Below are 13,076 nucleotides of genomic sequence, written 5' to 3'. Positions count from 1 at the left end.
TTTAACATGCCGTTGATCCTGCGGGGTGAGCGGCGTGGTGTAATGCGTATCTGTCTGTATTTGGTTATTTTTCAGATAAAGATCAGGTTACAAGGCAGATGAGAAAACGAGACACTTTAGCCGATTGATTTACTGATACTTTTCAGATTAGCCCTGACGATCACTTACAGTTCAGGCGTTTACCCATCCTGCTTTCGCTTATATACTCGTGTCTTTGCTAACAGCAACCAGACGGATTTCATGTACCAACCTGTCGCTCTATTTATTGGCCTGCGTTACATGCGTGGGCGTGCAGCGGATCGCTTCGGTCGTTTCGTCTCCTGGCTTTCTACTATCGGCATTACCCTCGGGGTGATGGCGCTGGTCACGGTATTGTCAGTGATGAACGGTTTTGAGCGCGAACTGCAAAACAACATCCTTGGCCTGATGCCACAGGCAATTCTCTCTTCGGAGCATGGCTCCCTTAACCCGCAACAACTCCCGGAGACTGCGGTCAAACTTGACGGCGTAAATCGTATTGCGCCTCTCACTACAGGTGATGTGGTGCTGCAAAGCGCGCGCAGCGTGGCGGTCGGGGTGATGCTGGGTATCGACCCGGCGCAAAAAGATCCGCTAACCCCGTATCTGGTCAATGTGAAGCAAGCCGACCTCGAACCGGGGAAATATAATGTCATCCTCGGTGAACAACTTGCCTCACAGTTAGACGTCAATCGCGGCGATCAAATCCGTGTGATGGTGCCGTCTGCCAGCCAGTTTACGCCGATGGGGCGTATTCCAAGTCAGCGCCTGTTCAATGTGATTGGCACTTTTGCTGCCAACAGTGAAGTCGACGGCTATGAAATGCTGGTGAATATTGAGGATGCCTCGCGTCTGATGCGTTACCCGGCGGGTAATATCACCGGCTGGCGTCTGTGGCTGGATGAGCCGCTGAAAGTCGACTCTTTAAGCCAGCAAAAACTGCCAGAAGGCAGCAAGTGGCAGGACTGGCGCGATCGTAAAGGCGAGTTGTTCCAGGCCGTGCGCATGGAAAAAAATATGATGGGTCTGTTGCTGAGTCTGATTGTCGCCGTTGCAGCGTTTAACATTATTACATCGCTGGGGCTGATGGTAATGGAGAAGCAGGGCGAAGTGGCGATCCTACAGACACAAGGCTTAACTCCACGACAAATCATGATGGTCTTTATGGTACAAGGAGCCAGCGCTGGCGTTATCGGTGCGATCCTGGGCGCTGCGCTTGGTGCACTGCTTGCCAGCCAGTTAAATAATCTGATGCCGATAATCGGCGTCCTGCTTGATGGCGCAGCGTTACCGGTCGCTATCGAACCTTTACAGGTCATTGTTATTGCGCTGGTGGCGATGGCTATCGCGCTGCTTTCTACGCTTTACCCTTCCTGGCGCGCTGCCGCCACTCAACCCGCTGAGGCTTTACGTTATGAATAAGATCCTGTTGCAATGCGACAACCTGTGCAAACGCTATCAGGAAGGCAGTGTGCAAACCGACGTGCTGCACAATGTCAGTTTCAGCGTGGGCGAAGGCGAAATGATGGCCATTGTTGGTAGCTCCGGTTCTGGCAAAAGTACCTTGCTGCATTTACTGGGCGGGCTGGATACGCCAACCTCCGGTGATGTGATTTTTAGCGGTCAGCCGATGAGCAAACTGTCGTCGGCGGCGAAAGCGGAACTGCGCAACCAGAAGTTGGGCTTTATTTATCAGTTCCACCACCTGCTGCCGGACTTTACCGCGCTGGAAAACGTCGCTATGCCGCTGCTGATTGGCAAGAAAAAGCCTGCTGAAATTAACAGTCGGGCGCTGGAAATGCTAAAAGCTGTGGGGCTGGAGCACCGGGCGAATCACCGCCCGTCAGAACTTTCTGGTGGTGAGCGTCAGCGTGTGGCGATTGCCCGGGCGCTGGTTAATAACCCGCGTCTGGTGCTGGCGGATGAACCTACTGGTAACCTCGATGCGCGTAACGCTGACAGCATCTTCCAGTTGCTCGGAGAATTGAATCGCTTGCAGGGCACTGCCTTTCTGGTGGTTACTCACGATCTGCAACTGGCGAAACGTATGAGCCGTCAACTGGAAATGCGTGATGGTCGTCTGACGGCGGAACTGAGCCTGATGGGGGCGGAGTAATGGCGATGCCTTTATCGTTATTAATTGGCTTGCGTTTTAGTCGCGGACGGCGACGCGGCGGCATGGTGTCGCTGATCTCCGTTATTTCTACCATTGGCATTGCCCTGGGCGTGGCAGTATTGATTGTCGGTTTAAGTGCGATGAACGGCTTCGAACGTGAACTGAACAACCGCATTCTGGCAGTGGTGCCGCATGGTGAAATTGAAGCGGTGAATCAGCCGTGGACGAACTGGCAAGAAGCACTGGATAAAGTGCAGAAAGTGCCGGGTATTGCCGCCGCTGCGCCATATATCAATTTCACGGGGCTGGTGGAGAGCGGTGCAAATTTGCGCGCTCTGCAGGTAAAAGGTGTTGACCCACAGCAGGAACAGCGACTGAGCGCGCTGCCATCGTTTGTCCAGGGAGATGCCTGGAAAAATTTTAAAGCCGGTGAACAGCAGATTATTATCGGCAAAGGCGTGGCGGATGCGTTGAAAGTGAAGCAGGGCGATTGGGTGTCGATCATGATCCCGAACTCAAAGCCTGAGCATAAGCTGATGCAGCCGAAACGTGTGCGCTTGCAAATTACCGGAATTTTGCAGCTAAGCGGTCAACTTGATCACAGTTTTGCCATGATCCCGCTGATGGACGCTCAACAATATCTTGATATGGGTTCCAGTGTGTCAGGTATTGCCCTTAAAATGACGGATGTTTTTAACGCCAACAAGTTGGTACGCGATGCGGGTGAAGTGACCAACAGCTATGTCTATATCAAGAGCTGGATCGGTACTTACGGCTATATGTATCGGGATATCCAGATGATCCGCGCCATTATGTATCTGGCAATGGTACTGGTGATTGGCGTAGCCTGTTTCAACATCGTCTCCACCTTAGTGATGGCGGTGAAAGACAAGAGCGGCGATATCGCAGTATTGAGAACGCTGGGTGCTAAAGACGGTTTAATTCGCGCTATTTTCGTCTGGTATGGACTACTGGCGGGGCTGTTTGGCAGCCTGTGTGGCGTGGTTATCGGCGTGGTGGTTTCGCTGCAACTTACTCCGATTATTGAGTGGATTGAAGGTCTGATCGGTCATCAGTTCCTCTCCAGTGACATCTATTTTATTGACTTTCTGCCATCGGAATTACACTGGCTGGACGTCTTCTACGTACTGGTCACAGCATTGTTGCTGAGTCTTTTGGCAAGTTGGTATCCGGCGCGGCGCGCCAGTAATATTGACCCTGCGCGAGTCCTTAGCGGCCAGTAAGGCAGTACATTAAAACAAGGAGTGGCAATGTATTACGGGTTTGATATTGGTGGGACGAAAATTGCGCTTGGCGTGTTTGATAACAATCGGCAACTGCAATGGGAAAAGCGGGTGTCGACGCCGCGTGACAGCTATGACGCATTTTTAGATGCGGTGTGCGAGTTGGTGACCGAAGCTGACCTGCGTTTTGGCTGTAAAGGTTCTGTTGGCATTGGCATTCCTGGAATGCCGGAAACGGAAGATGGCACTTTGTATGCCGTCAATGTTCCTGCTGCCAGCGGTAAACCGCTGCGTGCCGACCTGAGCGCACGTCTTGATCGCGATGTGCGCCTTAATAACGATGCCAACTGTTTTGTCCTTTCTGAAGCCTGGGATGAGGAATTTACCCAATATCCGTTGGTGATGGGGTTAATTCTTGGTACTGGCGTTGGTGGCGGGCTGGTATTCAACGGTAAACCGGTGACGGGAAAAAGCTATATTACCGGCGAGTTTGGGCATATGCGTCTGCCGGTCGATGCGTTAACCATGATGGGACTGGATTTCCCGTTACGCCGTTGCGGTTGTGGCCAGCATGGCTGTATCGAGAATTATCTTTCTGGTCGCGGTTTTGCGTGGCTGTATCAACATTATTATCATCAACCGTTGCAGGCTCCAGAGATTATTGCGCTTTACGATCAAGGCGATGAGCAGGCAAGGGCGCACGTTGAGCGTTATCTGGATTTATTAGCGGTTTGTCTGGGAAATATCCTGACTATCATTGACCCTGATTTGCTGGTCATTGGTGGTGGGTTATCCAATTTCCCGGCAATCACAACGCAACTAACGGACAGGTTGCCTCGTCATCTCTTACCTGTAGCTCGTGTCCCACGCATTGAGCGTGCGCGTCACGGGGATGCAGGAGGAATGCGTGGAGCTGCCTTCTTACATCTTACCGATTAATCAATAGAGGTTGCTATGCTGTCGCGTCGGGGTCATCGGTTAAGTCGTTTTCGTAAAAACAAACGCCGCCTGCACGAGCGTTTGCGTCAGCGTATTTTTTTCAGAGATAAAGTGGTGCCGGAAGCAATGGAAAAACCAAGAGTACTCGTACTGACAGGGGCAGGCATTTCTGCGGAATCAGGTATTCGTACCTTTCGCGCTGCAGACGGCCTGTGGGAAGAACATCGTGTAGAAGATGTCGCGACGCCAGAAGGCTTTAACCGCGATCCTGAACTGGTACAGGCATTTTATAACGCCCGTCGCCGTCAACTACAGCAGCCAGAAATTCAACCTAACGCTGCGCATCTTGCATTGGCAAAACTGCAAGACGCCCTGGGCGATCACTTTTTGCTGGTGACGCAGAATATCGATAACCTGCATGAACGCGCGGGCAATACCAATGTGATTCATATGCATGGGGAATTGCTGAAAGTACGCTGTACGCAAAGCGGGCAGGTGCTCGACTGGACGGGCGATGTCACGCCAGAAGATAAATGCCATTGCTGCCAGTTTCCGGCACCGCTGCGCCCACACGTGGTGTGGTTTGGTGAAATGCCGTTCGGTATGGATGAAATCTATATGGCGTTATCGATGGCGGATATTTTCATTGCTATTGGCACGTCCGGGCATGTTTATCCGGCAGCAGGATTTGTCCACGAAGCGAAGCTGCATGGCGCGCATACGGTTGAACTGAACCTTGAACCGAGCCAGGTTGGCAATGAGTTTGCCGAGAAATATTACGGCCCGGCAAGTCAGGTCGTGCCAGAGTTTGTTGAGAAGTTGCTGAAGGGCTTATAAAGCAGAAGTCATTGCCTGATGCGCTACGCTTATCAGGCCTATAAAAGGGCACAATTAATTGAATTTGTGGGTTTTGTAGGCCGGATAAGGCGTTCACGCCGCATCCGGCATAATACACGCGCATTTTACCGACCTCTTTTAACTTTTACTCGGCCATAACAGCGCGGCAAAAAACGTACAGACACCAATCAGCACCGCCCAGAGCGGCGATATTCTGGCAATCGTAAAGCTATTATCGATACACAGGCATAAAGCCTGATAGCCCATATTGGCAACAGTCATAGCTACTGCAAATTTTAGCGCATAAATAAAACGTGTCGTGTAGTAAAAGATCCTGGAAAATAAGACAAATGCTGCAGCCCAGGAGATAAAACCTAATGTCGAGGTGCTGCCTGGCGGATCACTCTCATGCTTTTGTTCGGGATGCGGATAATATGTCAGTGGCGGCGTTGGTTGTTTTAATATCTGAGCTTGTAAAATATCCAGTGCATTATTCATACCCTGATACCAGAGATCAGCATTTAAATAAGCCAGTGTGTAATTTTCTATCAGCCGTCCCAGATGTTTATCGTCCATACTGCTTTCAACCTGGCCGTTGGTTATCACAATTAACCGTGGCTCCCGGGTAGTAAAGATTAACAGAACACTCCCTTTTACATCAGTCAATGAAGATGACGCATGCGCCAGCATCGCTTTGCCATTTTTCCTGAGACTGGTTTCATTGATGTCAGGAACAACCACGATAAATGGCGCAATCCCGGTTTGTTGACGAAAGATCTCCGCTTTACGCGCGATATCCTCGCCATCGGGAACGGTGCCAGTGGTATCCGTAAAGAATGTTTTCATTACGGGTATTACAGGCTGGCTTATTCCCGCCAGTGGCAGAAAAGCAATATAAATAACTTTTTCATTGGCGGGATTTCCTTTTCCTGCGCGTCTTTTTAGAGGAGGGCATACTGATTAATAAACCGACGGCGATAAAAATAACGCCCATCATGCCGATAAATCCCCATTTGAAAAAATTAACCCACGGGTTATTTATTTCAGCCTTTTCAGGATGTCCTGGAGGATAATAAACATTAACTTTATCGCCTTCGCTGTCTTCATAAAAAGTACTACCGATACTCGAATTGAAAATGAGCGTGTAGTCTGGCGTAGGACGAAATGCGACAACAGGATGCCATGAACCATCATTACCGATCTGGCGTGAATTGTGCCAGACGGTATCAACAATGATCCCTTCGGTATGTACAGTATTTTTGCTGTAGGTGAACTGGTTATAAAAGATAACAATAGAAATAAGGAGGAGTATCAGACCGACTCCAGGGAAAACGCGGGATAAAATTTGATTGTCCTGACTCATAAGCAACATCCTTGCTTAATAAAAAAGCGGGCGGTAATAACTCCGCCCGCTTGCTGAATTAACGTCCTGCTTTCAGCTTCTGATAATACTCTTCATAAATGCTGCTGGCTGAGCCAACGTCACTCTGCCATTCGCCATTTTTGATGGTTTCGGCATCCGGATAGAGGGTCTTGTCGTTCGCCACTTCCGGGCTTAACAGTTTACGTGCGGCGAGGTTTGGTGTTGGATAACCAATAGTTTCCGCAACCTGTTTTGCCACATCCGGACGTAGCAGGAAGTTGATCAGTTTCAGCGCGCCTTCTTTGTTTTTGGCATTTGCTGGAATAGCCAGGCTGTCCATCCAGAAAATGCCGCCTTCTTTCGGCCAGACCACGTCAATTGGCGTGCCTGCCTGACGGGCAACGAAAGCAGAACCGTTCCAGATCATGCCGAGGTTAACTTCGCCTTCCATGTACGGGTTAGCCGGGTTATCGGAGTTAAACGCCGCTACGTTTGGCATCAGCTTTTTCAGCTCGTTATACGCGGCTTCAATCTCTTTCGGATCGGTGGTGTTGCCAGAATAACCCAGCTTACGCAGTGCCATCTGGAACACTTCACGGGCGTCGTCGGTCAGCAGCAGGCTGCCTTTGTATTCAGGCTTCCACAAATCGGCCCAGCTCGTCACGGATTTCGGATCAACCGCATCACCGTTAACGCCAATCGCCGTCGCGCCCCAGATATACGGAATGGAGTAATCGTTATTCGGGTCAAATGGCTTGTTGAGCATTTCTGGATCGAGGTTGCTGAAGTTCGTTAACTTCGACTTGTCGATCTTCTGGATCATCCCTTCTTTACGCATTTTATCGACGTAATAGGTTGAAGGAACCACCAGGTCATAAGCACCGTCTTTGTACGTTTTCAGCTTGGCGTACATGGTTTCATTCGACTCATAAGTCGAATAGATAACTTTAATGCCGGTTTCTTTAGTGAACTGTTCCAGCAGTCCTGGCGGTACGTACTCGGTCCAGTTGTAGAAATACAGCGTGTTGTTGTCATCGGCGTGAGCGGCGCTCATGCCCAGTGCCAGAGCACCCGCCGCGAGCAGGTGGCGTGACCATTTTTTCATTTAACGTCCCCTGTGTTACCTTTCGTTTTATCACGAGCAATAAGCTGGCTGGCAATCACCATCACCAGCGACAGCACCAGTAAAATGGTTGCCAGCGCGTTAACTTCCGGCGATACGCCGACTTTGACCATCGAATAAATTTTTAACGGCAGAATTTCATAGCTCGGCCCGGTGACAAACGACGAAACTACCACATCGTCCATGGACAGGGTAAAGCTTAACACCCAACCCGCCGCCACCGCTGGCATTGCCAGTGGCAGAATGATTTTCCGCAGAATGGTGAACTCGCTGGCACCGAGATCTTTCGCTGCTTCCAGCATCCGCACATCAAAGCCTTTCAGACGCGAATACACCGTCACCACCACAAATGGCAGGCAGAAGGTAATGTGTGAGAACAGCAGCGACCAGAAGCCAAGCTGAATACCCAGCAGCATAAACAGCACCAGCAGGGAAATCGCCATCACGATATCTGGCGACATCATTACCACAAACAGCATCCCGCTAACGAACGGCTTACCGCGGAAGCGATAGCGGTACAGCGCAACAGCCGTCAGTGAGCCAATAAGCGTAGCGAATGTCGCTGAAAACACCGCCATCGTCAGTGAATGTTGCGCTGCTTGTAACAGACTATCGTTGTTCATCAGCAGGCTATACCATTTGGTGGTAAAACCCTGCCAGTTGATGCCAAAGCGCGAGCTGTTAAAGGAGTTCACAATCAAAATGATGATTGGAATATACAGGTACGCATAGATAGCGGTCATAAAACCGCCGCGGAGCAGTCGACCGATCATTCGAGTTCCACCTTCTTGTTCAGCAAACGAGAAGCGCGCCAGTAAACCAGCAGCATCAGACCCATTACGATAGTCAGGGTAATACTGGTCGCGGCACCAAACGGCCAGTCGCGAATGTTGAGGAACTGCACTTTGATGACGTTACCGATCAGCAGGTTTTTCGCACCGCCCATCAGGTCAGAAACATAGAACAGGCCCATTGCTGGCAGCATCACCAACAGACATCCGGCAATAATCCCCGGCATGGTCAGTGGGATGATGATGCGGATAAAAGTCTGCAACTTGCTGGCACCGAGATCGCGAGCCGCTTCCAGCAATGGTTTATCCAGCTTTTCAATACTGGAATAAAGTGGCATCACCATAAACGGCAACAGGATATATACCAGACCGATAATCACCGCGCTGGGGGTGAACATGATGCGAATTGGGGTATCAATAACGCCCAGCCACAGCAAGAACTCGTTGAGATAGCCTTTGGTGCTGAGGAAAATTTTCAGGCCATAGATACGAATCAGTGAGTTGGTCCAGAACGGCACAATCAACAGAAACAGTAACAGCGGACGCACCTTGTGTGGCAGTTTAGCCAGAAACCAGGCAAACGGGTAGCCCAGCACCAGGCAGGCTATAGTCGCGATCAGCGCCATATTCAGTGAGTGCAGCAGCACTTCAAAATAGAGCGGATCGAGCAGACGGGCGTAGTTCTCCAGCGTAAAAACCATTTTGACGAAACTGGCGTCGTCGCGGGTCAAAAAGCTGGTGCCAATGATCATCAGGTTGGGCAGAAAGACAAACAACACAAGCCAACCGACAATAGTGACAATCACTACATTCTGGAACTTACTTGTGTTCTTCATCAGCCAGTACAACCTCCCAGCTTTCTACCCAATTAATGGCCATTTTCTGGTCGAGAGAGTGGTCAAAGTCAGGATCGTCTTCATTAAAGAATTCGCTGACCATCACCATCTTGCCATTTTCCAGTTCGACAACTGATTCCAGCGTCATACCTTTGTAGTTGCGTTCGCGAACGTAGCCAATCAGCCCTTCGACGTGGTTGTCATCGTTGATTTCGTCAACGCGTAAGTCTTCCGGGCGCAGCAAAACATGCAACTTTTGCCCTGGTTCAACAGCGAAGTTAACGTAGATATTACATTCGCGGCCTTCAACGTTGGCTCGTACGCGTTGTTCGTCGAGACGCTCGATCACCGTGGCGTTGAACATATTGATTTCGCCAATGAATCCGGCAACAAACAAGTTTTTCGGCTCTTCGTAAATTTCACGCGGCGTGCCGTCTTGTTCAATGCGACCATCGCGCATCACCACAATTCTGTCCGACATGGTGAGCGCTTCTTCCTGATCGTGGGTGACGAAAACGAAAGTAATGCCAAGCTTACGCTGTAAAGCTTTCAGCTCGTTCTGCATCTGTTTACGCAGTTTGTAATCCAGCGCGGAGAGCGATTCATCCAGCAGCAACAGGCGAGGCTTGTTAACCACCGCGCGGGCAATGGCTACGCGTTGCTGTTGACCGCCAGAGAGTTGATGAGGTTTGCGTTGAGCGAAGGTCTCCAGTTGCACCATCCGCAGAGCCTCCATCACGCGAGGCGTAATTTCAGCAGCGGGGGTTTTTTGCATACGCAAGCCAAAGGCCACATTTTCGAACACGGTCATGTGGGGGAATAGCGCGTAGCTTTGGAAAACGGTGTTCACATAGCGGTTTTCCGCCGGAACGTAGGTGATGTCCTCGTTATCCAGCATGATGCGTCCAGAATCAACAGTTTCCAGACCTGCAATCAGGCGAAGAACGGTTGTTTTACCGCAGCCAGAAGGGCCAAGCAGCGTAAGGAACTCGCCATTGTTGATAGTCAGATCCAACTGGGGAATGACTTCTTTACCATCAAAACATTTGCGAATTCCCGCCAATTGCACCAGCGGTGAAAGCGAACTCGGTTGTTTATTCAATTTTTTACTCTGTCCCATGTAAACGCAACGGATGGCTTACCGATGCGGGGTTTGTGGTTAACCACCTTGGTGACTCTTAATGAGGGCGGTAATTCTACGGCAAACCATCGTAATCGCCAATCCTTGTTGTGAATTACTGGCTTAGCTTTATATTGATTAAGGTAATGTTGATAAATATTCCCGCTTGCAGGGGTAAAAGTGACCTGACGCAATATTTGTCTTTTCTTGCTTCTTAATAATGTTGTCACGAAAAGTGAGGGTGACTACATGGATAAACTACTTGAGCGTTTTTTGAACTACGTATCTCTGGATACCCAATCAAAAGCGGGGGTGAGACAGGTTCCCAGCACGGAAGGCCAGTGGAAGTTATTGCATCTGTTGAAAGATCAGCTTGAAGAGATGGGGCTTATCAATGTGACCTTAAGTGAGAAGGGCACATTGATGGCGACGTTACCGGCTAACGTTCCAGGCGATATTCCGGCGATTGGCTTTATTTCTCATGTGGATACCTCTCCGGATTGCAGCGGTAAAAATGTAAATCCGCAAATTGTTGAAAACTATCGCGGTGGTGACATCGCGCTGGGTATCGGTGATGAAGTCTTATCACCGGTGATGTTCCCGGTTCTGCATCAACTATTGGGGCAGACGTTGATCACCACCGATGGTAAAACCTTGTTAGGTGCAGATGATAAAGCGGGTATCGCAGAAATCATGACCGCGCTGGCAGTATTGCAGCAGAAAAACATTCCACACGGCGATATTCGCATCGCCTTTACGCCAGATGAAGAGGTGGGCAAAGGGGCAAAACACTTTGATGTTGAAGCCTTTGATGCTCGTTGGGCTTATACCGTTGATGGCGGTGGCGTAGGTGAACTGGAGTTTGAAAACTTTAATGCCGCATCGGTGAATATCAAAATAGTCGGCAACAACGTTCACCCTGGCTCGGCAAAAGGCGTGATGGTTAATGCGCTGTCACTGGCAGCACGCATTCATGCGGAAGTTCCGGCGGATGAAAGCCCGGAAACTACCGAAGGTTATGAAGGTTTTTATCACCTGACGAGCATGAAAGGCACCGTTGAGCGTACCGATATGCACTACATCATTCGTGATTTCGACCGTAAACAGTTTGAAGCGCGTAAACGTAAGATGATGGAAATTGCCAAGAAAGTGGGTAAAGGGCTACACCCTGACTGCTACATTGAACTGGTGATTGAAGACAGCTACTACAATATGCGCGAGAAAATCGTTGAGCATCCGCATATTCTTGATATCGCCCAGCAGGCGATGCGCGATTGCGATATTGAACCGGATCTGAAACCGATCCGTGGCGGCACCGACGGTGCACAGTTGTCATTTATGGGATTGCCGTGCCCGAACCTGTTTACTGGCGGTTATAACTATCATGGTAAACATGAGTTTGTGACCCTGGAAGGAATGGAAAAAGCGGTACAGGTGATCGTGCGTATTGCCGAGTTAACGGCACAACGGAAGTAAGCGAAAAGGGATGCGGCATGTGATGCCGCATCCGGCTTAGATTCAAACTTATCCTTCGAAGAACCAATACCCGCTATTGACCAGCGCCGCGAGCATAGCGAGGAACGATGGATCTTCCAGCGCATCGCCAAAATTCTCGGCGGTCAGAGCAATATTGCTGGCGAGTGCCTCCAGCGCCGGACGGTGTGGAGAATCGATCTTTTCACCATTAGCATATACTTCATCACCAATACGCAACACGCGCAGACCACCCAGACGTACCAGTACATCACCTTGTTTCAGCGCGTCGTATATTTCATCCGGTTGATAAGGCGGTTCTGGCGGAGCGATATCCAGTTCATGCCGTGACTGGGAGATAAACTCGCCAAACCACTGTTTAAAGTGTTCTGGCTGGTTGATCAATTCAAGCATCATCTCACGCAGTTTATCCATCTCCTGCGGCAGAACGTCCGCCGGATGGGCGCGAGGAGGGATATCCGGATCACTGTAATAATTACCGCCCAGCTCACGTTGCAGAACATAATCGGCAAAACCGCTGATCAGCTCCCGCGTATTCGGTGCACGAAAACCGACAGAATAGTTCATCGCATTTTCCAGCGCGTAGCCTTCGTGCGGGAATCCTGGCGGAATATAAAGAATATCGCCTGGCTCCAGTTCTTCGTCGATAATTGCTTCAAACGGCTCGACCTGTAGCAGATCCGGATGCGGGCAGTGTTGCTTCATCTGCAGCTTTTCACCCACCCGCCAACGACGACGACCGGTGCCCTGAATAATAAAAACGTCGTACTGATCGAGATGTGGACCGACGCCGCCGCCAGGTACGGAAAATGAGATCATCAGGTCGTCAATGCGCCAGTCTGGTAATTCACGGAACGGACGCATCAGCGCGGCGGTTGGCTCATGCCAGTGATTCACTGCCTGCACCAGCAATGACCAGTTGGTCTCACCGAGATGATCGTAGCTTTCGAATGGACCGTGGCTGACCTGCCATTTGCCATCCTGATGACTGACCAGCCGACTGTCGACTTCCGTTTCCATTGCCAGACCTGCCAGCTCGTCTGGAGAGATCGGGTCAATAAAATTATTAAAGCCGCGTTTTAACACCACCGGACGTTTCTGCCAGTGGCGTTTAAGAAAATCGGGCCAGTTAAGGGTAAGTTGGTATTCCATATTAAGCGTCCATAGGCGGGTATCTGCAACCGATTATAACGGA

General features: G+C 50.2%; 13 protein-coding genes. 6 read left to right on the top strand and 7 right to left on the bottom strand.

The annotated features are described in order from the left end of the window. Positions 1–240 precede the first annotated feature (240 nt). Genes lolC through cobB form a run of 5 tightly spaced genes read left to right on the top strand, consistent with a single transcriptional unit; the run spans position 241 to position 5,154 of the window. Complete coding sequence (gene lolC / locus C1192_RS06660) at positions 241–1,440, top strand: lipoprotein-releasing ABC transporter permease subunit LolC (RefSeq protein WP_038354425.1); 1,200 nt, start codon at positions 241–243, stop codon at positions 1,438–1,440. Next, entirely contained in the window at positions 1,433–2,134 is a 702-nt protein-coding gene (gene lolD / locus C1192_RS06655) for a lipoprotein-releasing ABC transporter ATP-binding protein LolD (RefSeq protein WP_001033706.1), read from the top strand. Before lolC ends, lolD begins: the two co-directional genes overlap by 8 nt. Continuing rightward, a complete protein-coding gene (gene lolE / locus C1192_RS06650) occupies positions 2,134–3,378 on the top strand; it encodes a lipoprotein-releasing ABC transporter permease subunit LolE (protein ID WP_038354424.1) in 1,245 nt (414 codons plus the stop codon). Before lolD ends, lolE begins: the two co-directional genes overlap by 1 nt. A gap of 27 nt (positions 3,379–3,405) precedes the next feature. Then, positions 3,406–4,317 (top strand): N-acetylglucosamine kinase, encoded by a 912-nt coding sequence (gene nagK, locus C1192_RS06645; protein ID WP_038354423.1) that lies wholly within the window; start codon positions 3,406–3,408, stop codon positions 4,315–4,317. Between the two features lie 15 nt (positions 4,318–4,332). Beyond that, a complete protein-coding gene (gene cobB / locus C1192_RS06640; protein ID WP_016248601.1) occupies positions 4,333–5,154 on the top strand; it encodes a Sir2 family NAD+-dependent deacetylase in 822 nt (273 codons plus the stop codon). Positions 5,155–5,292: 138 nt separating this feature from the next. Here cobB and C1192_RS06635 read toward each other — a convergent pair whose 3' ends face one another. From C1192_RS06635 to potA, 6 genes are all read right to left on the bottom strand, one after another. After that, entirely contained in the window at positions 5,293–6,000 is a 708-nt protein-coding gene (locus C1192_RS06635; protein WP_077784514.1) for a TPM domain-containing protein, read from the bottom strand. 61 nt (positions 6,001–6,061) lie between these two features. After that, positions 6,062–6,517 carry a DUF3592 domain-containing protein gene (locus tag C1192_RS06630; RefSeq protein ID WP_001516204.1) on the bottom strand — a complete coding sequence of 152 codons (456 nt, stop codon included), beginning with the start codon at positions 6,515–6,517 and terminating at the stop codon, positions 6,062–6,064. A 58-nt stretch (positions 6,518–6,575) separates the two neighbouring features. Continuing rightward, positions 6,576–7,622, bottom strand: a complete 1,047-nt coding sequence (gene potD, locus C1192_RS06625; protein WP_000759322.1) for a spermidine/putrescine ABC transporter substrate-binding protein PotD — start codon at positions 7,620–7,622, stop codon at positions 6,576–6,578. Next, on the bottom strand, positions 7,619–8,413 hold the full coding sequence (gene potC, locus C1192_RS06620; protein ID WP_000580316.1) for a spermidine/putrescine ABC transporter permease PotC: 795 nt from the start codon (positions 8,411–8,413) through the stop codon (positions 7,619–7,621). The genes potD and potC overlap by 4 nt, the downstream gene beginning before the upstream one ends. Continuing rightward, positions 8,410–9,267 carry a spermidine/putrescine ABC transporter permease PotB gene (gene potB, locus C1192_RS06615; protein WP_000799418.1) on the bottom strand — a complete coding sequence of 286 codons (858 nt, stop codon included), beginning with the start codon at positions 9,265–9,267 and terminating at the stop codon, positions 8,410–8,412. The genes potC and potB overlap by 4 nt, the downstream gene beginning before the upstream one ends. Then, positions 9,251–10,387 (bottom strand): spermidine/putrescine ABC transporter ATP-binding protein PotA, encoded by a 1,137-nt coding sequence (gene potA, locus C1192_RS06610; RefSeq protein WP_038354421.1) that lies wholly within the window; start codon positions 10,385–10,387, stop codon positions 9,251–9,253. Before potA ends, potB begins: the two co-directional genes overlap by 17 nt. Positions 10,388–10,636: 249 nt before the next feature. Here potA and pepT point away from each other — a divergent pair, with 249 nt between their 5' ends. Next, the gene (pepT, locus tag C1192_RS06600; RefSeq protein WP_038354420.1) at positions 10,637–11,863 is read left to right on the top strand and encodes a peptidase T; all 1,227 of its coding nucleotides are present in this window, start codon (positions 10,637–10,639) and stop codon (positions 11,861–11,863) included. A 48-nt stretch (positions 11,864–11,911) separates the two neighbouring features. On the opposite strand, the gene roxA is transcribed toward pepT, so the two are convergent. Continuing rightward, positions 11,912–13,033 carry a [50S ribosomal protein L16]-arginine 3-hydroxylase gene (gene roxA, locus C1192_RS06595; protein WP_000456528.1) on the bottom strand — a complete coding sequence of 374 codons (1,122 nt, stop codon included), beginning with the start codon at positions 13,031–13,033 and terminating at the stop codon, positions 11,912–11,914. Between the last annotated feature and the right edge of the window lie 43 nt (positions 13,034–13,076).

This window comes from Escherichia marmotae (assembly GCF_002900365.1).
Lineage (GTDB): Bacteria > Pseudomonadota > Gammaproteobacteria > Enterobacterales > Enterobacteriaceae > Escherichia > Escherichia marmotae.
The sequence above is the reverse complement of the archived record's forward strand: the minus strand, read 5'-3'. Positions and strand labels throughout refer to the sequence as shown.